This is a genomic window from Streptomyces sp. NPDC090127, from assembly GCF_044746945.1.
GTDB lineage: Bacteria > Actinomycetota > Actinomycetes > Streptomycetales > Streptomycetaceae > Streptomyces.
The window spans coordinates 170,345-194,828 of record NZ_JBIVDE010000008.1 but is presented as its reverse complement, the minus strand read 5'-3'; the positions used below and the strand labels follow the sequence as shown (position 1 = coordinate 194,828).

Below are 24,484 nucleotides of genomic sequence, written 5' to 3'. Positions count from 1 at the left end.
GCCGGGCGGGCGCGGCGGGCGAAAATGCGTTGCCCGGTCGGGAGGCGGGGCGACACGCTTCAGCGCATGACTTCCCCTTCCCCGAGCCCCGCGAGCCCCGCGAGCCCCGCGAGCGACCCGAGCCACCCGACGGCCGCACGGCCCTCCGTGGCCGACCTGTTCTCCGCCGACGGGCGCCTCAAGGCGATCCCGCGCCGGGCCGCGCGGCGGGCGCAACTCCTCGCGCACCTCGCCGCGACCCTCTTCGAGCCGTCCCGCTCCTACAGCGAGCGCGAGGTCAACGAGGCGCTGCGAGGCGTCCACGAGGACTTCCCGGCCCTGCGCCGCTATCTGGTGACCGGCGGCGAACTCTCCCGTACGAAGGACGGCTCCGCCTACCGCCGCACCGGCGCGCGCCGACAGCAGCCCGGCTCCCCCGGAGGCGCGATCCCGTCCGTCGCGTGAGCGGCGCGGTGGTGGCCGGCCTGCTGGCCGGCTACGGCATCGCGATCCCGGTCGGCGCGGTGGGCGCCTACCTGGTGGCGGTCACGGCCCGCACGGGCTGGCGTACGGGGGTGGGCGCGGCGCTCGGCGTCGCGACGGCGGACGGGGTGTACGCCCTCGTGGCGGTCCTCGGCGGCTCGGCGCTCGTCCCGCTGCTCGCCCCGGTGACGACCCCGCTGCGCCGGGTCTCCGCGGTGGTCCTGCTGGCCCTGGCGGCGCACGCGGCGTGGACGGCGGTACGGGCGTACCGGGCCCGTGCGCGGGCGTCCCGTGACGCGGACGCCGGGCGCACCCTCACCCCGCTCCGGGCGTACGGCACGTTCCTCGGCATCACGATCCTGAACCCGATGACCGTGATCTACTTCGCCGCCCTGATCCTGGCGACCGGCCCGGACGGCCCGACGACCGCCCTGGACCGTACGGCCTTCGTCACGGCGGCCCTGGTCGCCTCCGCCAGCTGGCAGCTCCTGCTGGCCTCCGGAGGCGCGCTCCTCGGCCGGGCGCTGACCGGCCCGCGGGGGCGGCTCGCGACGGCGCTGGTGTCGAGCGCGCTCATCGCGGGCCTGGCGGTCCACCTGGTGAGCTGACCGGCCCCGGCCTCCCCGCCCGCGCGGTTTTCGATACGCCGACGATAGGCGGCGGCTCGTAGCATGCGGTGCATGCGTGTGCTGATCGTCGAGGATGAACCCTTCATGGCGGAAGCCATCCGCGACGGCCTGCGCCTGGAAGCGATCGCGGCGGACATCGCCGGGGACGGCGACACCGCTCTGGAGCTGCTGCGCGTCAACGCGTACGACATCGCCGTCCTGGACCGGGACGTTCCCGGCCCCACCGGTGACGAGATCGCCCGCCGCATCGTCGCCTCCGGCGGCGGGACGCCGATCCTCATGCTCACCGCCGCCGACCGGCTGGAGGACAAGGCCTCCGGGTTCGAGCTCGGCGCCGACGACTATCTCACCAAGCCGTTCGAGCTGCGCGAGCTCGTCCTGCGGATCAGGGCGCTCGACCGCAGGCGCGCCCACAGCAGGCCGCCGGTGTGGGAGATCGCGGGTCTGCGTCTCGATCCGTTCCGCCGCGAGGTCCACCGGGACGGCCGCTACGTGGCGCTCACCCGGAAACAGTTCGCCGTGCTCGAGGTCCTCGTCGCCGCCGACGGCGGTGTCGTCAGCGCCGAAGAACTGCTGGAACGGGCGTGGGACGAGAACGCCGACCCGTTCAGCAACGCCGTACGCATCACCGTCTCGGCGCTGCGCAAGCGGCTGGGTGAACCCTGGGTCATCGCCACCGTGGCCGGCGTCGGCTACCGCATCGACACCCAGCCGGTGGCCGGTCAGGGGGGAGGGGAGCGTGGTTAGGCGGCCCGGACCGAGCGTCCGCCTCCGGCTGACCCTCAGCTACGCCGGGTTCCTCATGCTCGCCGGCGGCCTGCTGCTCGCCGCCGTCTGGGTCTTCCTCCTGCGGTACGTCCCCGAGCAGGCGCTCCTCGTCTCCAGCGACGCCTCCATGGAAGGGGTCTTCCCCGTCCGGTCCAACCTCCTGCGCGTCTTCGCCCCGAGGGCCGCCGTGGTCATGGCGCTCCTGCTGGTGTTCGGGCTCGTGGGCGGGTGGCTTCTCGCCGGCCGCATGCTCGCGCCCCTCGCCCACCTCACGGACGCCACCCGCAAGGCCACGAACGGCTCGCTCTCCCACCGGATCCGGTTGCCGGGCCGCAACGACGAGTTCCGCGAACTCGCCGACGCCTTCGACACGATGCTCGCGCGGCTGGAAGCGCACGTCGCCGAACAGCAGCGCTTCGCGGCCAACGCCTCGCACGAGTTGCGCACCCCGCTCGCGATCTCGAAGACCCTCCTGGACGTGGCCCGCAGCGATCCGCACCACGACACGGGCGCGGTCATCGAGCGCCTCCACGCCGTCAACGCCCGGGCGATCGACCTCACCGAGGCGCTCCTCCTGCTCCACCGCGCCGGCCGGCGGACCTTCACCCGGAAGCCCGTCGACCTGTCCCTCCTGGCGGAGGAGGCCACCGAGACCCTGCTCCCCCTCGCCGAGAAGCACGGCGTCACCGTCGAGACCTCCGGCGACATCGCGCCCACGCTGGGCTCGCCGGCGCTCCTGCTCCAGCTGACCACGAACCTGGTGCACAACGCGATCGTCCACAACCTGCCCGAACGGGGCGGCGTGTGGGTGCGCACCGACGTCCGCGCCGACACCGTGGTGCTCACGGTCGAGAACACCGGCGAGCGGCTCGCCCCGGAGCTGGTCGCGACCCTCACCGAACCCTTCCGGCGCGGCACCGATCGCATCCACGCCGATCACGCGGGCGTGGGTCTCGGCCTGGCGATCGTCACCACCATCGCCCAGGCCCACGACGGGACCCTCACCCTGACCCCGCGCCCGGCCGGGGGCCTGTGCGTCACCGTGGAGCTCGGGCGCCGCTGACCGGAGCGCGCCACCAGCGGCGCGACGCCAGCGCGGCGAGGCCGGCGCCGCCGGCGTTGAGCAGGACGTCGTCCACCGAGGACACCCGGTGCAGCGGCAGGACGTACTGCGCGGTCTCGACCAGGACGGAGCAGGCCGCCGCGAGGGCCAGGACCCGCGGTACGGAGGCGAGCGCGGCGTACCGGATCGGGCCGAAGAACCCCAGCGCCGCGAAGACCAGCAGGTTGCCGACGACCTGGCTCGCCGACATCGACAGCAGGTCCCGCAGCGGGACCAGGCTCACGGCGCCGGCCTCGCCGCCCGCCAGCATGATGATCCAGACCCATGGCACCGTCCCGTGGACGACGCCGACCTCGGCAAGCGACAGCCGCCCCGCCGACGTGACGCCCGCGCCGCGCCGACGGCGCGCCAGGGCCCACACCGCCAGCGCCGACAACGGCAGCGCGGCCACCGTGAGGAACGCGACGCCGTTGACCGTGCCGAAGAAGACGAACCACCCCGGCTGACGCAGCGGCATGGACAGGATCCGTACCACCGCCATGCCCGGCCCGAACGCGACGAGCGCCGCCGCACCGAGCACCGCCAGACCGGCGAGCACGATCCCGCGCGTACGGCGGGACGGGACGGGGGCGGAGCCCGGAGCGGGGGCGGTGACGGGAGCGGAGCCGGGGGCAGGGGCCGCCGGAGATGCGGTGGGTGGAGATGCGCTGTGGTCCATGTCGCCATGGAAGCCGCAGGGCTGTTGCCGTGGCGTATGCGGATTCCGATACGCCCGCGATACACCGGCTCCGGTCAGCGCCCCGGCGAGCGCGACGCCACGACGAGCGCGACGGCGACCGTGACGGCTCCGGCCGCCATGACCCCGCGCCGGGAGCGCCAGGACATGACCGACCAGCACGACTGGGCGGACAGCAGGGACCCGACGCACAGCCAGGACCCGACGGAGGCGAGGGACCCGGCCGATCCGATGGAGCCGACGGAGAGCGCCGACCCGACGGATCCGATGGACAGGACCGACCCCACGGAGCCGATGGAGAGCACGGAGTCCTTCGACCAGAGGGAGAGTGCGGCAGCCATGCTCCGATCGTAGGCGCCGGACCGGCCGGAGCCCCGGAGCCGGGGCGGCGCGCGTGAGTTCCTAGGGGGTGTCCTGTGGATCATGCCGGGCTCGCGGCCTGATCCACAGGACACCCCCTAGTCGATCCGGACGATCTGGAAGGCCTCCGCCATCCGGCCGGGCGGCAGGCCGCCCGCCGCCGCGTGTTCGGCCAGCCAGGTGCGGAGCAGGCCCGCCAGGTCGTCGAAGTGGGCCGTCTGGGAGGTGTGGATGCGTAGCGCCTCCACCTTGCGGTCGAAGACCGTGGTGACGTCCACGTACTGATTGGGCGTCGGTCCCGTCATCAGCCACAGCTCGTGGACGGTCCACGGCTCCAGGCCCTCCTCCTTGAGCAGCGAGGGGTGGGCGAAGGGGTTGCGCGCCTCCGGGTAGATCGCGCGGAGGCCCGCGTCGCCGACCGCCCGGTGGTCGGGGTGCAGGTCCGCCGCGCGGGCCCAGTTGATCTCGGGGGAGGGGATGATCGCCCGTTGCGGGCGCACCTCGCGGATGACCCGGCACAGGTCGCGGCGGAGCTCCACGCTCGGTTCCACGAAGCTGTCGGGGTAGCCGAGGAAGCGGACGTCCGCGACGCCGCTGAGCTTGGCGGAGTGGACCTGTTCGGCGCGGCGCAGATCCGCCATCGCCTGCCGTGGCAGCCGTGCGTCGTAACCGCCCGCGTCGCCGTCCGTGACGATGCAGTACGTGACGCGGGTGCCGCGCTCGATCCACCGCATGACCGTGCCGCTGACGCAGAACTCGATGTCGTCCGGGTGCGCGGCCACCACCAGCAGGGACTCGGGGGGTGTGCGGTTGAAGTCCTCCATGGGGTCAGCGTGTTGGTGCGGCGGGGGGCGTCGCAAGGCCACGCCGTGGCGTGAACTGGACATGGCACTTACGCGCCATTCAAAAAGTTGGTACGTTCAAATCAGTGGGTGTGACAGGGATGCAAGGGACGTGGACGATCCGGAGGCGACCGTCATGTGCAGGATTTTCGGCAACCTCACCGCCGGCGCGGCGGCCTGGGCGGAGCGGCCCGACGCGGCCGAGCTCGCGGCGGTCTCCGCACGTCAGCGGCACGGCGGCCCCGACGAACACCAGGTGCTCAGCGGCTCCGGCTGGTCCCTCGGCTGCGACCGGCTGGCGGTCACCGACCCCTGCGGCGGACAGCAGCCGTACCGGCTCGCGCACCTGCCCGGCATCCTCGCCGTCCTCAACGGCGAGATCTACAACCACACCGAGCTGCGCCTGCGCCTCGCCGCCCGGGGCCACCGCTTCCCCGACCGGTGCGACGGCACGGTGCTGCCCGCGCTCTACGCCGCGTACGGCCCGGCCTTCGCCGAGCACCTGGAGGGCATGTTCGCCGTCGCCGTCCTCGACCTGCGGCCCGGCCGCACCCAACTCGTCCTCGCCGTCGACGACATGGGCATGAAGCCCGTCCACTGGCACCACGACCCCGAGGACGGCTCCACGCGCTTCGCCTCCGAGATCCCCGCGCTGCTCGCCTTCGAGGGCGTGCGGATCGCCCCGCGCGAGGACTCCCTCGACACGGTCCTCGCCACCCGCACCTCCTTCTCCTCCCGTACGGCCCTCGACGGCATCGAGGTCCTCCCGCCGGGCGCCACCGCCGTCGTCAGGCCCGGCCGCCCCCCGCTGATCCGCCGCCGCGCCCCGCACCGGGCCTCCACGGCGGCCGGGGCCGACACACAGGACGTGCTGCGTCGCGAGGTGCGCCGGCTGGCCGAGTCCGAGCTGCCGGTGTGCGCGATCACCAGCGGCGGCCTCGACTCCGGGCTCGTCACCGCACTCGCCGCCGAGTACGCCCGCGAGACGGACGCGCCGCCGCTGCACACCTTCCACCTCACCTACCGCGGCCGCTGGCCAGACTCCGAGGTCGCGCACGCCCGCTCCGTGGCCCGCCGGGCGCGCACGGTCCACCACGAAGTCGCCGTCGACCCGGCCGAGTTCGGCTCGCTGCTGACCCGCACGGTGCGGCACCTCGGGCAGCCCAACGCCGACCCGATCGCCCTGTCGACGTACGCCCTCTTCCGGGCCGTACGGGAGGCCGGCTTCACGGTCGCGCTCGCCGGGGACGGCGCGGACGAGCTGTTCGGCGGGTACGCGCGGATGCGGGCCGCGACGGACGCGCCCGGGGACGACTGGGTGGGGACGTACGTCGACGCGCTCTCGGCGGCGCCCCGGCTGCTGCGCGAGCACCTGTACACCCCCGCGTACCGCGCCTACATCGCCGAACAGGGCTCGGCCGCCGACCGGATCGAGCAGGAGCTGCGCGCGAGCGGCCCCGACCGGACGACGGCCCTCACCGCCTTCGAGACGCGCTGGCGGCTGCCCGCGTACCACCTGCGGCGCGTGGACCACCTGTCGATGGCCTGGGCGGTCGAGACCCGGCTGCCGTTCTGCCAGCCGGGGGTCGTCGCGCACGCCCGCGCCCTGCCGCCCGGGGCGCTGCGCGGCAAGCGGGCGCTGTACGCGGCGGGGCGCGAGCTCCTGCCACCGTCGGTGCTCGCACGGCCCAAGCAGCCGTTCACGCTGCCGATCGCGGCGATGCTGACCCCGGGCAGCCCGCTCCTCGACACGGTCCGCGAACTCCTCTCGCCGGCCCGCCTGGTCCTCGGCGGCAAGCTCCGCGCCGACCGTGTGCGGGGGCTCCTCACCCGCCAGCTGGACCGCCCCAACCAGCGGGACGCCCAGGCCCTGTGGGCCCTCGCCGTCCACGAACTGTGGACGGACGTGGTCCAGGGCATGCGCATCCCGGTGGGCTGCGCGGCGTGAAGACGCCACGCCCACGCCGACCCGGTCCGGGACCCGGTTCCGGTCCGCGACCCGGTGCCGGTCCGGGACCCGGTTCCGGTCCGCGACCCGGTGCCGGTCCGGGGCCCGGTCCGGGCCCCCGCGCCCGGCTCGTCGAGGGCGTCGTCGTGCGGGCCGAGGACGCGCCCGGGCCGACGCTCGTCGTCGCCGTCGAGCGCCTCCCACCGGGCGCGATGGCGCTCGCCGGGGAGCTGGCCGCCCTGCGCGCGGCCCTCGCCCGCACCCCGTACGCCCGTCTGAACAAGATCGCGCTGTACGGAGCGTCGCACCGCCCCGACAGCGACCTCGACTACCGCTTCGTCCAGGCCCTCCCGGGCGGCGCCTTCGACTTCCGCACCGGCTGCGGCCACTCCCTCCTCGCCTGCGTGGTGGCCGCCGCCCGCCCCGGCCCGGTCACCGTCCACGCGCTGACGACCGGCGACCGCGTCCGCTGCACACCCCAGGACCCGGGCGGGGCGCACGGCCGCCCCGCCCGCCACACCCTCCACTTCCTCCGCGCCCCGACCGCCCCCGGCACCCTCCCCACCGGCCACCCCGTCGACGTCCTCGGCTCGGTGCCCGTCTCCCTCGTCCGGTACGGGAACCCGTACGTCTTCGTGGACGCCCGGCACCTCGGCGTACCGAACGCCCCCGCGCTCCTGCGCGCCGGGGACGACGTCCGGCGCGTCCTGCTCGCGCTGCGCGCCCACGCCGCCCGCCTCCTCGGCCACGACGACGGCTCCGCGCTGCCCAAGATCGCCGCGTTCAGCGCCCAGGGCGGCGAGGTCGCCGTCCGTGCCCTCACCGTCGGCGGCTGGCACCCCCACCTCGCGCTCACCGGCGCCGCCGCCCTCGCCGCCGCCGGGGCGCTGCCCGGGACCGTCGTGCCGGACCTCGCCGGACGACCGGTCCGCGTCCCCGGCGGGCGGACCGTCAATGTCACCGCCGAGGCCGGTCACGTCGCCGTCCGGCACAAGCGCGCCACCGTGCTCGACCGGCTCGAACTGCCCTGGCGTCTGCCGGCCGATCCGCCCGCCGATCCGCCCGCCGACCCGCCCTGGCGTATCCACGCAACGGCGTGAACGCGCACCCCTCTCACCGGACTTCCGACGCCTTTCCTCTGCCACGCTGAATTCCGACCGGAAACCGGTATCCATGGGGAGAGCGGACCAGAATGAAATTCGAGAACCTGCGTGTCGTCGTGACCGGAGCCTCCCGCTATTTCGGCCGCGCCCTCGCCGTCGGATTCGCCCACCTCGGCGCCGAGGTCTACGTCTCGGCCCGCACGGTCGAAGCCGCCGAGCGCACCCGTACGGAAGTCATGGGCTCCGCCCGCGACCGCATCCACGCCTTCGGCTGCGACCTCAGCAGGCCCGCCGAGATCCGCGCGTTCGCCGCCCAGGTCGGCGAGCGCACCGACCGCGTCGACCTGCTCGTCAACAACGGCGCCCGCTGGCTCGACGCCATGGACCTGGAGGCGGCCAGCGACGAGAAGATAGTCGAGACGATCGAGTCGACGGCGGGCGGCACCGTCCTGATGGTCAAACACTTCCTGCCGCTGCTCCGCGGCTCGCACCGCCCCGACATCGTCAACATGGTGGCCGTCCGGGACGCCGAGGGTGCCTCCGCCGCCGCCGGCGGAGCCCACGAGGCCTTCTGGGCGGCGAAGAGCGCGCAGGCGGGCTTCGCCGACATCCTCGCGCGCCGGCTGCGCCCCTCCGGCGTCCGGGTCTTCTCCCTCTTCCCGCCCGACTTCTCCACCGCCGACCCGAGGTTCGCGGAATGGGAGGGAGCGCGCACGGCCGACGGCACGGGACCCGACGAGAAACTCACCACCCAGGCCCTTTTCGAATGCGTCGTCTACGCCGTCGAACAGCCGCGTGACTGTTTCATCCGCTCCTTCCATTTCGAACCTCGCTGACATCGCGAAGCTCACCGCACCACAGCGTCAAGGAGGTCCCATGAGCACCCCTGTCTGGATCACCGCGACCCCTCCGGCCACCCACGGCGAACTGCACATCGGTCATCTCGCGGGGCCGTACGTCGCCGCCGACGTCCTCACCCGCTTCCTGCGCGCCGAGGGCGAGCCCGTCCGGTTCACCACCGGCACCGCCGACCACGCCAGCTCCGTCGAGGTCCGGGCGCTGCGTCACCACCGCAAGCCCGAGGAGGTCGCCGAGGGCTACCGCTCCGCGATCACCGCCGACTGGCTGCGCTCCGGCGTGGAGTTCGACCACATCGTGCGCCCGCGCCGCGACCGGGGGTACGCCCGCTGGGTGCAGGACCTCTTCAGCCGGCTGTACGCGCAGGGCGTCATCGCGCCCCGCACCCGTCTGCTGCCCTACTGCGAGCCGTGCGAACGCTGGCTGTACGGCGCCCACGTCACCGGCACCTGCCCGCACTGCGGCGCGGCCAGCGGCGGCGGCATGTGCCACGAGTGCGCCCGCCCCAACGACGGCGGCGACCTGATCGCGCCTCGCTGTTCGCTCTGCGAGACCCCCGCCCTGCCGCGTCGCTGCCGCCGGCTCTACGTGCCCCTCGAACCGTTCCGCGAGTCGCTCGCCGAGTACTGGGCCACCGCCGGCCTGCCGCCCCGGCTCGCCGCGCTGTGCGAGTCGCTGGTGGAGGACGGGCTGCCGGACATCGCCGTCGGCCACCCGGCCGAGTGGGGGATCCAGGTGCCCGTCGAGGGCTACCCCGACCACCGGATCGACGGCTGCTTCGAGGCCGCGGCGATGCACCTCTTCGGCTACGACCCCAAGGGCCCGCTGCCCCGCCGCGCCATCCACTTCTGCGGCTTCGGGCACGCCTTCCGCCACGCGGTGCTGCTGCCGGTGCTGCTCCTGGCCCAGGACATCAAGCTGCCGCAGGACTTCTGCGTGAACGAGTCGTACGTCGTCGAGGAGGGCGTCCAGGAGGGCAACGTCTGGGCGCTCGACCTGCTCACCGAGTACGGCTCCGACACCCTGCGCCGGCACGTCCTCCAGGCCCGCCCGCTGGGCCGCCGTACGGTCTTCCACCGGGACCGGCTCGCCGCGGCCCGCCGCGAGCTGGACGAGAGCTGGAACAGCTGGTTGGCGCGGCTCTTCACCGCCGTACGCGAGGAGTGCGCCGGTCTCACCCCGCAGGCGCTGCCCGGCGGCACCGGTTGGGAGGTCCTGGAACGGCGGCTGCACCGGGGCGTCGAGGACCTGCGCGAGGCGTACGGCCCCGATGCCTTCGACCCGCGCCGCGCGGTGGCGGTCCTCGACGAGATGGTCCGCTCGGTCGCCGACTTCGGCCACGTCAACGCGCACGAGCGCTGCCGCCCCACCACCGCCTGCCGCCACCTTCCGGCGCTGGCCGCGCAGTTGGCCGTCGCCGCCGCGCTCTGCGCGTGGGCGCGGCCGGTGATGCCGGAGGGCGCCGACCGGCTGGCCGCCGCGCTCAAGACCGAGCCGGGGCGCGCGATCGACGCGACCGCGCTCACCCCGCCCGCACCGGGCACGCGCCTCGCCCCACCGTCGGGCCCGGTCTTCGGCTTCTGACCCCGCGACCGGGCCACCCCCGCGACCGGGGGCCACCCCCGAGACCGGGCGCCCGAGACCGGGCCCCCCCCCGCGACCGGGCCCCCGCGACCGGGCGCCCCCGCCCCACCCGAAGAGCCCCCCCAGCGCCCCCCACCTCAGCGCCGCCCCCACCCATCCCTGCCGCGTGGACCGTGCGCGCGCGACGCGCGGGGGCACGTGGCCCGCCCTCACAGGAGCCCCACGTGTCCCTGCGCGTCGCCATGCTCAGCGTCCACACCTCCCCGCTGCACCAGCCCGGCACCGGGGACGCCGGCGGCATGAACGTCTACATGGTCGAACTCTCCCGGGCCCTCGCCGAACAGGGCGCCGAGGTCGATCTGTTCACCCGCTGCCGGGGCGAGCGCCGGCCCCCACTGGTCGAGCTCGCCCCGGGCGTCCGGGTCCGCCATCTGCCCGCGGGGCCGCGGCGGGCGCTGCCCAAGGAGGCCATGCCCGGGCTCGTCCTGCCGTTCTCGCTGGCCCTGCTCAAGGAGAGCGCACGCTACGACCTGGTCCACTCCCACTACTGGCTCTCCGGGCAGGCCGGCCGGATCGCCTCGGCGGGCTGGCGGATACCCCTGGTCCACACCGCGCACACCCTGGCCCGGGTGAAGAACGCGGCGCTCGCGGCCGGCGACACCCCCGAGCCCGAGCTCCGGATCCGGGGCGAGCACCAGGTGGTGGACTCCGCCGACCGGCTGATCGCCAACACGGCCGACGAGGCGGCGGCCCTGACGTCGCTGTACGGGGCGGCGGGGCCGCGTACGCAGGTCGTACGGCCCGGGGTCGACCTGCGGACCTTCGGGCCCGGTGAGGGCGGTCGGGCAGCCGCCCGGTCCCGGCTCGGGCTGCCCGCCGACGCCTTCGTCCCCCTCTACGCCGGCCGCATCCAGCCCCTGAAGGGCCCCGACGTGCTCGTACGGGCCGTGGCGGAGCTGCTGTTCCTCGCCCCCGAGCTGCGCCGCAGACTGCTGGTCCCGGTGGTGGGGGGCCACTCGGGGGCGACCCGGGAGGGTACGGTCCGGCGGCTCGCGCGGGAGCTCGGGGTCGAGGACGTGCTGCGGCCCTGCCCGCCCGTACCGCAGGAGCTGCTCGCCGACTGGTACCGGGCGGCCGACGTGCTCGTGGTGCCCTCGCGCAGCGAGTCCTTCGGGCTGGTCGCCCTGGAGGCGCAGGCGTGCGGGACGCCGGTGCTCGCGGCGGCCGTCGGCGGGCTGCCGACGGCGGTGTGGGACGGGGTGACGGGGCTGCTCGTCCGGGGTCACGATCCGGTGGAGTACGCCCGCCGGCTGCGGTGGCTCGCCGCGCATCCGCGGGTGCGGACGACGATGGGAGAGGCGGCGGTCGCGCACGCCCGGGGGATGAGCTGGCGTGCGTCCGCCGCGCGGACGGTCGAGGTGTACGAGGCGGTGGTGGGGCAGGGGCGGCGGCACGCCCCTGCCCCGGCGGCCACTCTCTCCTGGAGGAACGAGAAGGCCGTCGTACGAGTCTAGCATTTCTTTTGGTCGAACCAAAAGTGCGGGAAGCTCCGGATTCGCCAATTCCGATAAGAGGCAGGCGGTTTGGCGCTTTGACGCATCTACGCCATGGCAGATCCACGCATGGAGAAACTATGGATCCGTTTCCCGGGCCGGGCCAATATGGAGATGTCTTCAGGGAACGCCCGGCGGCACGGGCCCCCGAAGGCGGAATTCACTTTCCAACTCCTGGAGGAAACATGTCTGCTGCGCGTATCCCCGGTATTCGGAAGACCGTCCGCCAGTTCGCCGTCGCGATCGCGGCGTGTACGGCCGTCGCCGGCGGCGCGGCGCTGGTCGCGGCCCCCGACGACACCGCGCCCACCGCCCCGAGCGCGGTGGCCGACGGCCAGGACAACGGCTGGCCCGTCCCGCCGCCGTCCCCGGCCCCGACCGTCGACTGAACCACCGCCGGGAGCAATTCGTACCGGGGAGTCGAATCGGGCCCCGTAATCGCGCGCAGCGATTGCGGGGCCCGACCCGCGCCGTCAGTCCAGCCAGCCGAGCTGAACCGCGCGGGCTCCCGCCTCGAATCGGCTCGACGCCCCCAATTCCTGCATGAGTTCGGAGATCATCCGGCTCACCGTCCGCAGCGACACCCCGAGAGTGCGGGCGATCTTCTCGTCCTTCATCCCCGAGGCGAGCATCTGCAGCGCCGCCCGCTGCTGCTCCGAGAGCCCGTCGCCGCCCCGCTCCGGCGCCACGTCGTTGCCGTAGGGGGTGGCCGTGTGCCAGCAGTGCTCGTACAGGCTCAGATACGGCCGGACCAGGGCGCTGCCCCTGGCCAGGATCGCGCCCTCGCCCGGGTCCTCCGGCCGGATGGGCACCAGGGCGAACTGCCGGTCGGCGATGATGAGGTTCAGCGGCACGGACGGCGCGAGCCGTATCTCCACCCCCAGCTCCGCGCGCCGGCCGAGGAACTCCGCCATCTCCGGCAGCGCCGCCTCCTGCCGCCCGTAGATGGCGCGGACCCGCACGCCGTTGCCGATCTGCCGGCGGTCACGGTCGAGCATCCGCTCCGGGTTCTGCCGTCCGGGGGTCCCGGGGTGCAGGGAGGCCGAACTCTCCTGCATCACATCGGTGATGTCCTCGATGGCCTGCTGGATGCGGCGGTAGTCGGTCAGCGCCTCGACCTGCGCCTCGGCCCGGGTCAGCGCGTCCGCCCGCAGGAAGGTGCCGGCCAGTGTCTCCAGCGTGCTGTACGCCCGATCGGCCTCGGCCAGGTGCTCGCGCAGCCGCTCCCGCTCCCGTTCCAGGAGGCGCAGCAGCGCGATCTCGGGATCGATGGCGGCGACGGCGTCGGTGTCGGAGCGCCAGCTGCCGTCCTGGACGGCGGTGACGGTGGCGTGCGCGGCGCCGGTCGGCACGATCAGGCCCAGCGAGACGAGGGCGTCACGACATCGCTCGTACTCCTCGGGCGCGAGACGTAAGTGCGCGTACGCCTCGCCGAAGCTGGACACCCCGCGCCTGCGCAGCTCCTGATAGAGGGTCAGGACGGGATCGGACTCGGACCCCGGCTCGTCGGTTCTGCCGTGCCCGCCGCCGTCAGCGCCGCCGCCCACGTCCGTGACCATGGCGAAGTGACCCCCCTCGTCGTCCGATCCGCCGCCCCGTCTCACCTTGTCACAGGGCTCGGGGACGATCCCAGATGCCGTCCGAGGATTCCGGTGTTCGTGCGCGGGGCGTCACGCCTCGCCCTCGCCGTCGAGCAGCCCCATCCGGGCCGCCTTCACCCCGGCCTCGAAGCGGCTGGCCGCGCCCAGTTCGTGCATGACCTCGGAGAGCAGCCGGCTGACCGTACGCAGCGACACCCCCAGGTTCTTCGCGATCTGCTCGTCCTTGATGCCGGAGGCCAGCATCCGCAGGGCGGCCCGCTGCTGGTCGGAGAGGCCGTCACCGCCGCGCTCCGGCTTGTCCGCGTCTCCGTAACGGCCGGCCGTCTGCCAGCAGTACGCGTAGAGGGCGAGGTACGAGCGCACCAGGCCGGGGCCGCGCGCCAGGATGGTCGCGGAGTCCGGGTCGTGCGGATCGGTGGGCAGCAGGGCGAAGTTCTCGTCGGCGAGCACCATGTTCATCGGCACGACGGGGGAGAGCCGCAGCTCCACGCCGAGCGCGGCCCGCTCCTCCAGGTGCTGCGCCATGTCCGGTACGGAGCTGACGCGGCGGCTGTACATGGCGTGGACACGCACCCCGCGGTCGGTCAGGGCGCGGTCGCGGATCAGTTCGGCGGCCATGTCCTCACGGCGTACCGATCCGGTGTGCATGGAGTGCACGGAGACACGGACGGCGTCGGTGAGCGCGGCCAGTTCCTGGCGTACGCGCGCGAGGTCGGCGACGACCTCGACGTCGACCTCGGAGCGGGGGAGCGCACCGGCGCGCAGGAACGGTCCTGCCAGTGTGGCGAGGGTGGTCTGGGCACGGCTGGTCTCGGCGAGCCGGTGCTCCAGCCGGTCGCGCTCACGCTGGAGGAGCCGGACGAGGGCGACGTCGGGTTCGACGACGGTCTGCGCGGGTTCGATCAGGCCGAGGGTGGCGAGCTCGGCGCGGCAGCGCAGCCGGTCGTCGGCGGAGAGCCCGAGGCCGTCCGCCACGTCGTCGAATGCGGAGGCGGGCCGGGCACGGAGTTCGAGGTAGACCGCGAGAGCCTGTTCGCTTCCCGTGCGCGTCCCGGTGGCGTGTCTGGACACTGAGCAGCAGACTCCCCTCGGACCCGTACGGGTCCCGTTGAATCGCCCCGCCAGACCCTGCCACACAATCGAACGCCACGCACGGTGTTCAGGCGGCTGCGCAGTCGGGGCACAGCCCCTTGAAGACGATCTCGGCGTCGCTCGTCCGCCAGCCGGGCAGGGCGCCGCGCGGCGGCTTGGGGGCGGGGGCGTCCACGTTCTCGACGCGGCCGCAGCGGACGCAGAGGGCGTGCTGGTGCGGGGCCCCCGACACCTCGAAGACGGCGGGGAGCCCGGGGCGGTCGAACTTGGTGACCAGGCCGGTATCCTGGAAGTGCCGCAGCATCTCGTACACCGCCTGGCTGGTGAGCGTGCCCAGCCGCTCGCGGGCGGTGGCGGCGATCGCCTCCACGTCGAGGTGGCCGGCGGAGGCGAGCACCGTGAGCACCTCGAGACGGGGGCCGGTGACCCGCAGGCCGACGTCGCGCAGGCGCTGGATCACCGCCTCGCGGTCCGAGAGTTCTTCCACGACTGCCATCTTCTCCGCCCGCCACGGTCGATCTGGTCGGCTCAAACTTTTGCGGGCATCGTACCTCTTGTCTCCCCGGCACGGCAGATGAGGAGCACGCTCTCGGTCCGCTCGTCGATACGGTGCCGGCGGCGCCCCTCGATGTGCAGGCCCGCGGAGCGCAGCTCGGCCGCGAGGCGCTCGGGGTCGACGATCCACTTGTCGGTGGTGAGCACGGCGCGCTCGGTGGAGAGCTTGCCGGCCCTGGCGGCGTAGTAGGTGATCCGCTCGCTCATCGTGGCCAGGTCGAAGACCTGCCGGGCGACGACCCACTCGTCGATCCCGTCGAACCGGGGGACCTGGAAGGCCCAGGTGCGCCGGGGCTCGGCGACGAGGCCCGGGCGCAGGTGGGAGGTGTAGTCCAGGGCGAGGGCGCCGCCGGTGTCCAGGTGGGTGGCGATCTCGCGCAGGAGGGCGGGCCGCGCGCGCGGCGGTACGGCGGAGACCATGGCGCCGGCCAGGAGGGTCAGCCGGTAGCTGCGGTGCAGGCGGAGTTCGGTGAGGTCGGCGCGGGTGGTGACGAGGAGCCCGGCGACCTGGGGGCCGATGCGTCGCGCCCAGGCGTCGATCCGGGCCAGGGCGGCGGGGTCCCGGTCGACGGCCTCCACGGCGAAGCCGTGCCGGGCGAACGGCACGGCGAGCCGGCCGGCGCCGGCTCCGAGGTCGAGGACGGGGCCGCGGCCGCTGGTGGCGCGGGCGAGGCCGAGGTAGCGGACGATGTCGGCGCTGTGGGGCCCGAGGAGGGCGTCGCACAGCCAGACGGCGTCCTCGCCCCAGGGGGCGACGGACTCCAGACCGGGCAGCGCGTCGGCCGGGGCGTCGTCGTACCGGGACGGCAGGACCGGCGCGAGCGCGGCGCCGCTCGGTGTGTGCATCGCTCCTCCAGGGGCTCGCTCGGTCCATGCCGTCCGCCGCGGGCCCCGTACCGCCGGGTACCCACGTGACCCCTCCATGGTGCCGAGCCCCCTGCCCCCGCTCCACCCCTCACGACGGCGTGAACACGCGATGGCGTTCATCTGCCACGGGGGCCCGGGGCGGCCCGGGAGTTACAGTTCGCGTCCCAGACGGGTGGGCGTCAGAGGGGCGGCCGTCAGGGGCGTGAAGCCCTGGTCCTCGTAGAAGGGGAGCGACGGGTCCCGGTCGGCCGGGAGCGTCACGCGTTGCGCCACCGCCCCGAACCCCCGCATCCGCTCCGTCGCCGCCCCCAGCAGCGCCGACCCGACGCCCCGCCGCCGCGACGGCTCCGCCACGCACAGCGCGTACAACTCGCCCTCGCCCGGCACCGGGACCCCGCCCGCCGCCGCGCCCACGATGGTGCCGTCCTCGCCGGTGGCCACGAGCCAGCCCAGCCACCCGGGCGCGCCTCCCGGAATTTCTATTTCCGCGCGGATACGGGGAAGTGCGCATTGGGTGGAGACAAGACGGTGCACCGGGATTTCCCCGAGGATTTCGTGGTAACTGCCCCGAATGGCATCCGCCAGCAGCCTGGATATCGTCGCCGCGTCGGCGGCCGCCGCCGCCCGCACGTCAGCCAGCTGCATTGGTTCGTACCCTTCGACGTGCCGAGCCCCAGCGTCAACATACCCACACTAGCCGGGAATTCAGGGGTGCGTGACCGATGTGAAATCTACGAATTCACTTAGTAATGGGCCGCTGAAACGAGTCGCTTATCCGGGTACGGAACAACACGCGACGATCAACGGAGCCATCGCCCCGGCCGCCGTGGAGATCGCGAGCATGCCCCGCAGCACGGGATGTCCCGCGCCGTACGGAGTGAGAATGCGCCGCATCCGCAGCGCCGCCGACGGCCCGCCCGCCGCGAACGCCTCGCGCGGCGCCTGTCCCGCCGCGAGGGCGTACAGCGCCGTCGCCAGCGCGTCGCGCGAACAGCGGCGCAACGCCCGGTCGTCGGCGGCCATTTCGAGCAGCAGCGGTACGGCGGAGCCCCCGTACCGGGCGAGGGGCAGCCGCGGGAACACCGTCGCGAAGGCCTCCGCCGCCGCGACGAGCAGGTGGTGCCGGCCCGCGATGTGCGCGCGTTCGTGGGCGAGCGCCGCCGCCAACTGGGGCGCGGTCAGGGTGTCCAGGGCGCCGGAGGAGACGACGACACGGCGCGAGCGGCCGGGCAGGCAGTAGACCGCGGGGCGCGCGTGGTCGAGCACGGTCGCCCGCAGGGCGGGGTCGTACCGCCCGACGAGCCGCAGGACGCCGGCGTGCCGCATCCGGGTGCGGCGGGCCCGCAGCAACTCCCGTACGAAACCGGCCGCGGGCAGCGCGAGGACGGCGAGGGCGAGGCCGAACGCCACGTACTGGCGGCCCGTCAGGTCGAGCAGCGTGGCGGGGGCCGGGAGGTCGAGCGTGACGAACCTGTCCGTCAGCCGGTGGCTGCTGTCCCCGTCCAGGACGAGCTGCGCGGGCAGGAGCGCGGCGGAACCGGCGAACAGGGCCCCGACCACCGCCCATACGGCGAGCCCGAGGCGCGGCACCTGCTGCGCCCAGCGCGCCCGGACGAGGAGCCAGGGGATCAGGACACCGGAGACGAGCGCGAGTCCGAGCGGCAGCAGGACGTGATGACTCACGCGCCACCGCCGGTCAGGCCGTCGCCGCCGACGCCGTCGCCGGTCAGGCCACCGTCGGTCAGGCCACCGTCGGTCAGGCCACCGTCGGTCACGCCACCGTCGGTCAGGCCACCTTCGCCCGGGCCGCCTTCGCCCGGGCGGCCTTCGCCCGGGCCGCCTTCGGTCGCGTCGGCGCCCGGGGCGCCGCCCGCGGTCCCGGTGACGCCGTCACCTCCCCCGCGCGCCGTCCGCAGGGCCGCGTCCAGGGCCTGGATGTCCTCGGGGGAGATGGTCTCGACGAAGCGGAGCAGTGCGGCCGGGCGGTCGGCGCTGTCGCCGAGGGCGTCCTGCATCAGGGCCGCGGTGTACTCCTCGCGGCTGCGGACCGGTTCGTACAGCCACGCCCGGCCCGCCTTCTCGCGGCGGAGCCAGCCCTTGCGGTGGAGTATGTCCGCCACCGTCATCACCGTCGTGTAGGCGACCCGGCGCCCCAGATTGATGTCGTCGACGATCTCGCGGACCGTGGCGGGCCGCTGCCAGGCCCACAGCCGGTCCATGATCTCCGCCTCCAGCTCTCCCAGCCTGCGCACGCGCGTCCCCTCCCCCTACGGGCGGCCCATCGTACGGGCCGCCCAACCAGCGCAGACATACCCCCGACGACGCCCCTGCGAGCGCCGATGCCTAGGGGGTGTCTTGTGGATCATGCCGGGCCCGCGACGCCTGGCACGCACTCCCCCGTAGCCCTGCGGGCACGGGAGGTGCCCCCACCGCGTCGACTCCCTCCTCCGCCTTGCGGTCGCACGCACCAGACGCCGCTCCCTGATCCGGCCTGATCCGGCCTGATCCGGCCTGATCCGGCCTGATCCGGCCTGATCCGGCCTGATCCACAAGACACCCCTACGTCCTGATCAGTCGGGCGATGGCCTTGGACGCCTCACCCACCTTCACCTTCGCCTGGTCCCCGCCCTGGGCGATCGCCTCGGTGACGCAGCAGCTGAGGTGTTCGTCCAGGAGGGCCACGGCGCAGGACTGGAGCGCCGCGTTGATGGCGGAGACCTGGGTCAGGACGTCGATGCAGTACACGTCCTCGTCCACCATCCGCTGCACCCCCCTGACCTGGCCCTCGATGCGCCTGAGGCGTCTGATGATGTCTTCCTTGTGCTGTCCGTACCCGGCCATGGAAGGCTCCTCGTCATGGGGTGGCGGCCTGGAAGCCGCGCAGGCGCAGGCTGTTGCCGACCACGAAGACCGAGGAGAAGGCCATCGCGGCGCCCGCGATCATCGGGTTGAGCAGACCGGCCGCGGCGAGCGGCAGGGCGGCCACGTTGTAGGCGAAGGCCCAGAACAGGTTGGAGCGGATCGTCCCGAGGGTGCGCCGGGAGAGCCGGATCGCGTCGGCCGCGGCCCGCAGGTCCCCCCGTACCAGCGTCAGGTCGCCGGCCTCGATCGCGGCGTCCGTGCCGGTGCCCATCGCCAGGCCCAGGTCGGCCTGGGCGAGCGCGGCGGCGTCGTTGACGCCGTCGCCGACCATGGCGACCGAACGCCCCTCGTCCTGAAGTCGCTTGACCACGTCGACCTTGTCCTGCGGCATGACCTCGGCGATGACCTCGTCGATGCCGACCTCGGCGGCGACGGCCTCCGCGACCGCCGTGTTGTCGCCGGTGAGCAGGATCGGGGTCAGCCCCAGGCCGCGCAGCCGGCGAATGGCCTCGGCGCTGGTCTCCTTGACCGCGTCGGCGACCTCCAGGACCGCGCGGGCCTCGCCGTCCCAGGCGACCACGATCGCGGTCTTGCCGGTCTTCTCCGCCGCGTCCTTGGCGGACTTCAGCGAACCGGGCAGCTCCATCGCCCACTCGGCGAGCAGCTTCTCCCGCCCGACGAGGACCGCGTGGCCCTCGACGACGCCCTGGACGCCGAGCCCGGGGAGGTTGGCGAAGTCCTCGGGGGTGGGGAGCGTACCGACCTTGGCGGCGGCGCCGGTGGCGACGGCCTGCGCGATGGGGTGCTCCGAGGAGTGCTCCAGGGCGCCCGCGAGCCGCAGCACGTCCGACTCGTCCACGCCCGCCGCGGTGTGCACCGTGATGAGGGTCATCCGGCCCGTGGTGACCGTGCCGGTCTTGTCCAGGACGATCGTGTCGACCTTGCGGGTCGTCTCCAGCACCTCCGGACCCTTGATCAGGATGCCCAGCTGCGCGCCGCGGCCGGTGCCGACCATGAGCGCGGTCGGGGTCGCGAGGCCGAGGGCGCAGGGGCAGGCGATGATCAGTACGGCGACGGCGGCGGTGAACGCGGCCGTCAGACCCGCGCCGGTGCCCAGCCAGAAGCCGAGGGTGCCGAGCGCGAGTGCGATGACCACGGGCACGAAGACGGCCGAGATCCGGTCGGCGAGCCGCTGGGCGGCCGCCTTGCCGTTCTGGGCGTCCTCCACCAGCTTGGCCATCCGGGCCAGTTGGGTGTCGGCGCCGACGCGGGTGGCCTCGACGACGAGCCGGCCGCCGGCGTTCAGGGTGGCGCCGGTGACCGAGTCGCCGACGCCGACCTCGACCGGTACGGACTCGCCGGTGAGCATGGAGGCGTCGACGGCGGAGGAGCCCTCGACGACGGTGCCGTCGGTGGCGATCTTCTCGCCGGGGCGCACCAGGAAGCGGTCTCCGACCTGGAGGTCGGCGGTCGGCACGGTCTCCTCGCGGCCGCCGCGCAGGACGGTGACCTCCTTCGCGCCCAGCTGCATCAGCGCCTTGAGCGCCGCGCCCGCCTTGCGCTTGGAGCGGGCCTCGAAGTAGCGGCCGGCCAGGATGAAGGCGGTGACGCCGGCGGCGGCCTCCAGGTAGATGTTCCCGGCGCCGTCGGTGCGGGCGATGGTGAACTCGAAGGGGTGCGTCATCCCCGGCGTACCGGCCGTACCGAAGAACAGCGCCCACAGGGACCACAGGAACGCGGCGATCGTGCCGACCGAGATCAGGGTGTCCATGGTCGCGGCGCCATGCCTGGCGTTGGTCCAGGCGGCCTTGTGGAAGGGCCAGGCGGCGTAGACGACGACCGGTGCGGCGAGCGTGAGGCTGAGCCACTGCCAGTACTCGATCTGGAGCGCCGGGACCATCGCCATCGCGATGACGGGGACGGCGAGCGCGACGGCGGTGACGAGGCGCTGCTTGAGGGGGCGGAGCTCCTCGTCGGCCTTCTCGTCGTCGGTGGGGCCGTCCTCGCCGCCGGTCTGCGCCTTCGGGGGTGTCGGCTCCTGCGCGGTGTAACCGGTGGCCTCGACGGTGGCGATCAGCTCCTGGACGGAGATGTCGGCGTCGAAGGTGACCTTCGCCTTCTCGGTGGCGTAGTTGACGGTGGCCTCGACCCCGTCCATGCGGTTGAGCTTCTTCTCGATCCGGGCGGCGCACGAGGCGCAGGTCATGCCGCCGATGGCGAGCTCGACCTGGGCGGCGCCTGGGGTGGTGGTGGTCATTTCCTGCTCCTCGTACAGCGGGGGCGGGGGCCGGGGCCCATGTGCGGACGGGCCCCGGCGGCCGGGTCGTGGCGTGGGCCGAGCGGTCAGGCGCGGCCGGTGAGCTCGTAGCCGGCGTCGTCGACGGCGGCGGAGATCGCGGTGTCGTCGGGCGCTCCGCCGGTGGTCACGGTCACCAGGCCGCCGGCGACGTCGACGTCGACGTCGATGACGCCGTCGAGCGCGGAGACGGAGGTGGTGATCGCGGTCTTGCAGTGCCCACAGGTCATGCCGGACACGGCGTAGACGGTGGTGGTGCTGTCGGCGACGGCCGTGGCGGTGGCCGTGGTGGCCTCGCCGGCGTTGGTGGAGCAGCTGCCGTCGGGAGTACAGCAGGAAGACATGGGTTCCTCCTCGGTGATGCGGCTGGGTTCGAACTGACGGATACCCTGTGGGGGTATCCGTTCTGTCCCATGTATACCCCCCAGCGGTATTCGACGCAAGGGTGGATCCGGCTTGACTTGATACCCCCCAGGGGTATGGTGAAATGCATCGGAGCATCGCAGGATCACTCACGTACGTACGGGAGAGCAGCCATGAACACCGGAGTGAAGATCACCGCCTTCGCCGCCGCGATCGCCGCGACCTTCGGGACCGCGTACGGCGTCGGCGTGGGCGTGGGGCCCGTGGACGAACCGGCGAAGGCGGGGCACGGCGAGCACGCGCAGGCGACCCCGACGGAGCCGGCCGCCGCAGGCGACGGTCATGACGGGCACGCCCAGCCGGCGGCGAACGCCCCCGCGGCCGGGGGGCTCCAGGTCTCCGAAGGGGGCTACACGCTGGCCCTGGAGACGCCGACGCCCGCGCGGGGACGGAGCGTCCTGACGTTCTCGGTCAAGGACGCGGGCGGCCGGAAGGTCACCGCGTACACCACCGAGCACGGCAAGGAGCTGCACTTCATCGTGGCCTCGCGCGACCTCACGGTCTACCGCCACCTGCACCCGGTGCGCGCGGCCGACGGCACCTGGTCGACGCCGGTCGACCTGCCCGCCGCGGGCGGTTACAAGGCCTTCGCCGACTTCAAGCCGGCGGGGAAGAACGCGAAGGGTGTGACGCTGGGCGCCGACCTCGCCGTACCCGGCGCGTACGCCCCGAAGCCGCTGCCGGCCGCCGCGCCGACCGCGACCGTCGAGGACGGCTACGAGGTCCGGCTCGCCGGCGCCCTCGCCCCGGGCCGGGCGGGCGAGCTGAAGCTCACGGTCACCAAGGGCGGCAGGCCCGTCACGGACCTGGAGCCGTACCTCGGGGCGTACGGTCACCTCGTCGCCCTGCGCGGCGGCGACCTCGCCTACCTCCACGTCCACCCCAACGAGGGCGGCCCCGGCCCGGACGTCTCCTTCACGGCGACGGCGCCGAGCGCGGGGACGTACCGGCTGTTCCTCGACTTCCAGCACGGCGGGAAGGTGCGGACGGCGGCCTTCACGGTGCAGGCGGGTCCGGCGCAGGCGACCACGCCTGCGGACGGGGCGTCGGGCGGGGCGTCGGAAGGTGTGTCGGATGACGCGGCGCACGATGCGGGAGGGCACGCGCACGGCTAGGGTGGTCATTGGACTAGACCTGTAGCCGTCATTCATGGAGGAATGGGCTCGATGAGCAACCGTGCAGTCCTTGAGGTGATCGCCCTCGACGAGGAGGACGCGGTCGCCGCCCAGGCCGGTGGGGCGGACCGCCTCGAGCTGGTCACCGACATGGCGGCGGACGGGCTGACCCCCTCGCGGACCGGCTTCGCCGCGATCCGCGCCGCCGTGGACATTCCGCTGCGCGTGATGCTCAGGCTGACGGACGGCTTCGCGGCGGGCGACATCGACGCCCTGGTGGCGCGGGCGTCGGAGCTGCGGGAGGCGGGTGCGGACGCGTTCGTGCTCGGCTTCCTGACGCCGGACGGGGACGCGGACCTGGTGGCGGTGGAGCGGCTGATCGCCGTCCTGGACGGCTGCCGGTGGACCTTCCACCGGGCGATCGACCGCGCGGCGGACCGCGACGCGGTGCGCAAGCAGCTCGCGGACCTGCCGGGCCTCGACACCTACCTGACGGCGGGCGCCCCGACCGGCGTCGACGACGGCCTCGCCGTCCTCGCGGCGGAGTCCTCCCGCTCGGGCGAGCCGGGCTACGAGCCGCAGATCCTGGTCGGCGGCGGCCTCCGCCTCGACCACCTCCCCGAACTCCGCGCGGCGGGCCTGAACGCCTTCCACATCGGCGGCGCGGCCCGCCCGAACGGCTGGACGTCCCCGGTCGACCCGTCAGCGGTCCGCGTGTGGCGCGAGGCCCTGGACGGGTGACCCCTGGCCCTGGGGCCTGCCCGTTGCGTGGTGCGGGCGCTCGGGGCGGGCGAGGTGCTCGGGGCGGAGGAGCCGCCGAGCGCGCCGTCCTTGTGTCACCCCTCACGCCTTGCGGGCCGATTGCCGCCGACCCGTCGTGCCCGCCCGTCCCGCCCTGCGGGACGACTGCCCTGCCCGCAACGGGCGTGGGGTGTCCGGGAGTTAGGGCACGGCGGACGGGTCGTCAGCGGCCGCCTGCCACGCGCAGGATCGTGCCCGTCGTGTACGACGCGTCCGCCGACAGAAGCCACGCCACCGCCCCCGCGATCTCGGACGGCCGCCCCGCGCGCCCCAGCGGAATCGTCGCCGCCGCCTTCGCCGGCCGGTCCGGGTCGCCCATCGTCGCGTGCATGTCGGTCTCGATGATGCCCGGGGCCACCGCGTTGACCCGGATGCCGTCCGGCCCCAGCTCCTTGGAGAGGCCCACGGTCAGCGCGTCCGTCGCCGCCTTCGTCGCCGCGTAGTGGACGTAGTCCCCGGGGCTGCCGAGCGTCGCGGCGGCCGACGACACGTTCACGATCGCCCCGCCACCTCGGGCGGCCATGTCGCGCGCCGCGCGCCGGCAACACAGCAGGTAGCCGAGCAGGTTGACCTCCACGACCCGGCGCAGGTCCTCCGTCGTGGCGTCCGCGAGCCGCCCCAGCGGGCCGGTCACGCCCGCGTTGTTCACCAGGCCCGTCACCGGGCCGAGTGCGGACTCGGCGGTGTCGAAGAGCCGCTCCACGTCCGCCTCGACCGACGTGTCCACCCGAACGGCCACGCACCGCGCCCCCGCCGCCCGGACCGCCGCCGCCGTCGCCTCGGCGGCTGCCGCGTCGCGCACGTACCCGAGCACCAGATCGTGCCCCTCCCCGGCCAGCCGTACACAGGTCGCCGCGCCGATGCCCCGGCTCCCGCCCGTGACGACGGTCGTACGTGCCGTACGTGCCGTACGTGTCGTACGTGAGGCCATGCTGTTCCACCCTTCTCGTGGTCGCGCCGCCCCCA

General features: G+C 74.0%; 25 protein-coding genes and 1 pseudogene. 12 read left to right on the top strand and 14 right to left on the bottom strand.

Annotated features, from left to right (window positions below; genetic code table 11):
* Positions 1-66 precede the first annotated feature (66 nt).
* From ACIPPS_RS27580 to ACIPPS_RS27565, 4 genes are all read left to right on the top strand, one after another.
* A complete protein-coding gene (locus ACIPPS_RS27580) occupies positions 67-444 on the top strand; it encodes a DUF2087 domain-containing protein (RefSeq protein ID WP_401437265.1) in 378 nt (125 codons plus the stop codon).
* A complete protein-coding gene (locus tag ACIPPS_RS27575; RefSeq protein ID WP_401437262.1) occupies positions 441-1,070 on the top strand; it encodes a LysE family transporter in 630 nt (209 codons plus the stop codon). The genes ACIPPS_RS27580 and ACIPPS_RS27575 overlap by 4 nt, the downstream gene beginning before the upstream one ends.
* Positions 1,071-1,142: 72 nt before the next feature.
* The gene (locus ACIPPS_RS27570) at positions 1,143-1,838 is read left to right on the top strand and encodes a response regulator transcription factor (protein WP_401437259.1); all 696 of its coding nucleotides are present in this window, start codon (positions 1,143-1,145) and stop codon (positions 1,836-1,838) included.
* Positions 1,831-2,922 (top strand): sensor histidine kinase, encoded by a 1,092-nt coding sequence (locus ACIPPS_RS27565; RefSeq protein WP_401437256.1) that lies wholly within the window; start codon positions 1,831-1,833, stop codon positions 2,920-2,922. Before ACIPPS_RS27570 ends, ACIPPS_RS27565 begins: the two co-directional genes overlap by 8 nt.
* Here the strand turns inward: ACIPPS_RS27565 and ACIPPS_RS27560 are convergent.
* From ACIPPS_RS27560 to ACIPPS_RS27550, 3 genes are all read right to left on the bottom strand, one after another.
* Positions 2,897-3,463: a VanZ family protein gene (locus ACIPPS_RS27560; RefSeq protein ID WP_401437733.1), complete on the bottom strand. Its 567-nt coding sequence runs from the start codon at positions 3,461-3,463 to the stop codon at positions 2,897-2,899. The genes ACIPPS_RS27565 and ACIPPS_RS27560 overlap by 26 nt on opposite strands.
* Positions 3,464-3,714: 251 nt before the next feature.
* Positions 3,715-3,999: a hypothetical protein gene (locus ACIPPS_RS27555; protein ID WP_401437253.1), complete on the bottom strand. Its 285-nt coding sequence runs from the start codon at positions 3,997-3,999 to the stop codon at positions 3,715-3,717.
* A gap of 117 nt (positions 4,000-4,116) precedes the next feature.
* A complete protein-coding gene (locus tag ACIPPS_RS27550; RefSeq protein ID WP_401437250.1) occupies positions 4,117-4,842 on the bottom strand; it encodes a PIG-L deacetylase family protein in 726 nt (241 codons plus the stop codon).
* 130 nt (positions 4,843-4,972) lie between these two features.
* Between ACIPPS_RS27550 and asnB the strand changes: the two genes are divergently transcribed.
* From asnB to ACIPPS_RS27520, 6 genes are all read left to right on the top strand, one after another.
* Entirely contained in the window at positions 4,973-6,808 is a 1,836-nt protein-coding gene (gene asnB / locus ACIPPS_RS27545; RefSeq protein ID WP_401437247.1) for an asparagine synthase (glutamine-hydrolyzing), read from the top strand.
* A gap of 146 nt (positions 6,809-6,954) precedes the next feature.
* The gene (locus ACIPPS_RS27540; protein WP_401437245.1) at positions 6,955-7,908 is read left to right on the top strand and encodes a PrpF domain-containing protein; all 954 of its coding nucleotides are present in this window, start codon (positions 6,955-6,957) and stop codon (positions 7,906-7,908) included.
* A 92-nt stretch (positions 7,909-8,000) separates the two neighbouring features.
* Positions 8,001-8,747, top strand: coding sequence for an SDR family oxidoreductase (locus ACIPPS_RS27535; protein WP_401437242.1), 747 nt, complete (start codon positions 8,001-8,003; stop codon positions 8,745-8,747).
* 40 nt (positions 8,748-8,787) lie between these two features.
* Positions 8,788-10,353: a class I tRNA ligase family protein gene (locus ACIPPS_RS27530; RefSeq protein WP_401437239.1), complete on the top strand. Its 1,566-nt coding sequence runs from the start codon at positions 8,788-8,790 to the stop codon at positions 10,351-10,353.
* A 224-nt stretch (positions 10,354-10,577) separates the two neighbouring features.
* Positions 10,578-11,867 carry a D-inositol-3-phosphate glycosyltransferase gene (gene mshA / locus ACIPPS_RS27525; RefSeq protein ID WP_401437236.1) on the top strand — a complete coding sequence of 430 codons (1,290 nt, stop codon included), beginning with the start codon at positions 10,578-10,580 and terminating at the stop codon, positions 11,865-11,867.
* A 224-nt stretch (positions 11,868-12,091) separates the two neighbouring features.
* Entirely contained in the window at positions 12,092-12,295 is a 204-nt protein-coding gene (locus ACIPPS_RS27520; protein ID WP_401437233.1) for a hypothetical protein, read from the top strand.
* An 84-nt stretch (positions 12,296-12,379) separates the two neighbouring features.
* Here ACIPPS_RS27520 and ACIPPS_RS27515 read toward each other — a convergent pair whose 3' ends face one another.
* The 10 genes and pseudogenes from ACIPPS_RS27515 to ACIPPS_RS27470 all read right to left on the bottom strand — a co-directional run bounded on the left by ACIPPS_RS27515 (position 12,380) and on the right by ACIPPS_RS27470 (position 21,523).
* The gene (locus ACIPPS_RS27515; protein WP_401437230.1) at positions 12,380-13,465 is read right to left on the bottom strand and encodes a LuxR C-terminal-related transcriptional regulator; all 1,086 of its coding nucleotides are present in this window, start codon (positions 13,463-13,465) and stop codon (positions 12,380-12,382) included.
* A 111-nt stretch (positions 13,466-13,576) separates the two neighbouring features.
* Positions 13,577-14,578, bottom strand: coding sequence for a LuxR C-terminal-related transcriptional regulator (locus ACIPPS_RS27510; protein WP_401437227.1), 1,002 nt, complete (start codon positions 14,576-14,578; stop codon positions 13,577-13,579).
* 88 nt (positions 14,579-14,666) lie between these two features.
* Positions 14,667-15,086 (bottom strand): Fur family transcriptional regulator, encoded by a 420-nt coding sequence (locus ACIPPS_RS27505; RefSeq protein ID WP_401437224.1) that lies wholly within the window; start codon positions 15,084-15,086, stop codon positions 14,667-14,669.
* 41 nt (positions 15,087-15,127) lie between these two features.
* On the bottom strand, positions 15,128-16,000 hold the full coding sequence (locus ACIPPS_RS27500) for an SAM-dependent methyltransferase (RefSeq protein ID WP_401437221.1): 873 nt from the start codon (positions 15,998-16,000) through the stop codon (positions 15,128-15,130).
* A gap of 171 nt (positions 16,001-16,171) precedes the next feature.
* Positions 16,172-16,666: a GNAT family N-acetyltransferase gene (locus tag ACIPPS_RS27495; protein WP_401437218.1), complete on the bottom strand. Its 495-nt coding sequence runs from the start codon at positions 16,664-16,666 to the stop codon at positions 16,172-16,174.
* 126 nt (positions 16,667-16,792) lie between these two features.
* Entirely contained in the window at positions 16,793-17,704 is a 912-nt protein-coding gene (locus ACIPPS_RS27490; protein WP_401437215.1) for a M56 family metallopeptidase, read from the bottom strand.
* A gap of 212 nt (positions 17,705-17,916) precedes the next feature.
* Positions 17,917-18,273, bottom strand: a pseudogene (locus tag ACIPPS_RS27485) (BlaI/MecI/CopY family transcriptional regulator); the annotation flags it as partial.
* Between the two features lie 307 nt (positions 18,274-18,580).
* A complete protein-coding gene (locus tag ACIPPS_RS27480) occupies positions 18,581-18,862 on the bottom strand; it encodes a metal-sensitive transcriptional regulator (protein WP_015035316.1) in 282 nt (93 codons plus the stop codon).
* A 13-nt stretch (positions 18,863-18,875) separates the two neighbouring features.
* Positions 18,876-21,140, bottom strand: a complete 2,265-nt coding sequence (locus ACIPPS_RS27475) for a heavy metal translocating P-type ATPase (protein ID WP_401437213.1) — start codon at positions 21,138-21,140, stop codon at positions 18,876-18,878.
* An 86-nt stretch (positions 21,141-21,226) separates the two neighbouring features.
* Positions 21,227-21,523: a heavy-metal-associated domain-containing protein gene (locus ACIPPS_RS27470; RefSeq protein ID WP_401437210.1), complete on the bottom strand. Its 297-nt coding sequence runs from the start codon at positions 21,521-21,523 to the stop codon at positions 21,227-21,229.
* 192 nt (positions 21,524-21,715) lie between these two features.
* On the opposite strand from ACIPPS_RS27470, the gene ACIPPS_RS27465 reads away from it, so the two are divergent.
* Positions 21,716-22,717, top strand: a complete 1,002-nt coding sequence (locus tag ACIPPS_RS27465; protein WP_401437207.1) for a hypothetical protein — start codon at positions 21,716-21,718, stop codon at positions 22,715-22,717.
* Between the two features lie 51 nt (positions 22,718-22,768).
* Positions 22,769-23,458: a copper homeostasis protein CutC gene (locus ACIPPS_RS27460; protein ID WP_401437205.1), complete on the top strand. Its 690-nt coding sequence runs from the start codon at positions 22,769-22,771 to the stop codon at positions 23,456-23,458.
* Positions 23,459-23,681: 223 nt separating this feature from the next.
* Here the strand turns inward: ACIPPS_RS27460 and ACIPPS_RS27455 are convergent, their stop codons facing one another.
* Entirely contained in the window at positions 23,682-24,449 is a 768-nt protein-coding gene (locus ACIPPS_RS27455; protein WP_401437203.1) for an SDR family NAD(P)-dependent oxidoreductase, read from the bottom strand.
* Between the last annotated feature and the right edge of the window lie 35 nt (positions 24,450-24,484).

Bases quoted from the DNA above. Each gene is read 5' to 3' on its own strand.
- ACIPPS_RS27580 (WP_401437265.1), top strand. From the start codon at position 67: ATGACTTCCCCTTCCCCGAGCCCCGCGAGCCCCGCGAGCCCCGCGAGC.
- ACIPPS_RS27570 (WP_401437259.1), top strand. From the start codon at position 1,143: ATGCGTGTGCTGATCGTCGAGGATGAACCCTTCATGGCGGAAGCCATC.
- ACIPPS_RS27560 (WP_401437733.1), bottom strand. From the start codon at position 3,463: ATGGCGGTGGTACGGATCCTGTCCATGCCGCTGCGTCAGCCGGGGTGG.
- ACIPPS_RS27555 (WP_401437253.1), bottom strand. From the start codon at position 3,999: ATGGCTGCCGCACTCTCCCTCTGGTCGAAGGACTCCGTGCTCTCCATC.
- ACIPPS_RS27550 (WP_401437250.1), bottom strand. From the start codon at position 4,842: ATGGAGGACTTCAACCGCACACCCCCCGAGTCCCTGCTGGTGGTGGCC.
- ACIPPS_RS27535 (WP_401437242.1), top strand. From the start codon at position 8,001: ATGAAATTCGAGAACCTGCGTGTCGTCGTGACCGGAGCCTCCCGCTAT.
- ACIPPS_RS27530 (WP_401437239.1), top strand. From the start codon at position 8,788: ATGAGCACCCCTGTCTGGATCACCGCGACCCCTCCGGCCACCCACGGC.
- ACIPPS_RS27520 (WP_401437233.1), top strand. From the start codon at position 12,092: ATGTCTGCTGCGCGTATCCCCGGTATTCGGAAGACCGTCCGCCAGTTC.
- ACIPPS_RS27515 (WP_401437230.1), bottom strand. From the start codon at position 13,465: ATGGTCACGGACGTGGGCGGCGGCGCTGACGGCGGCGGGCACGGCAGA.
- ACIPPS_RS27500 (WP_401437221.1), bottom strand. From the start codon at position 16,000: ATGCACACACCGAGCGGCGCCGCGCTCGCGCCGGTCCTGCCGTCCCGG.
- ACIPPS_RS27495 (WP_401437218.1), bottom strand. From the start codon at position 16,666: ATGCAGCTGGCTGACGTGCGGGCGGCGGCGGCCGCCGACGCGGCGACG.
- ACIPPS_RS27480 (WP_015035316.1), bottom strand. From the start codon at position 18,862: ATGGCCGGGTACGGACAGCACAAGGAAGACATCATCAGACGCCTCAGG.
- ACIPPS_RS27475 (WP_401437213.1), bottom strand. From the start codon at position 21,140: ATGACCACCACCACCCCAGGCGCCGCCCAGGTCGAGCTCGCCATCGGC.
- ACIPPS_RS27470 (WP_401437210.1), bottom strand. From the start codon at position 21,523: ATGTCTTCCTGCTGTACTCCCGACGGCAGCTGCTCCACCAACGCCGGC.
- ACIPPS_RS27465 (WP_401437207.1), top strand. From the start codon at position 21,716: ATGAACACCGGAGTGAAGATCACCGCCTTCGCCGCCGCGATCGCCGCG.
- ACIPPS_RS27460 (WP_401437205.1), top strand. From the start codon at position 22,769: ATGAGCAACCGTGCAGTCCTTGAGGTGATCGCCCTCGACGAGGAGGAC.
- ACIPPS_RS27455 (WP_401437203.1), bottom strand. From the start codon at position 24,449: ATGGCCTCACGTACGACACGTACGGCACGTACGGCACGTACGACCGTC.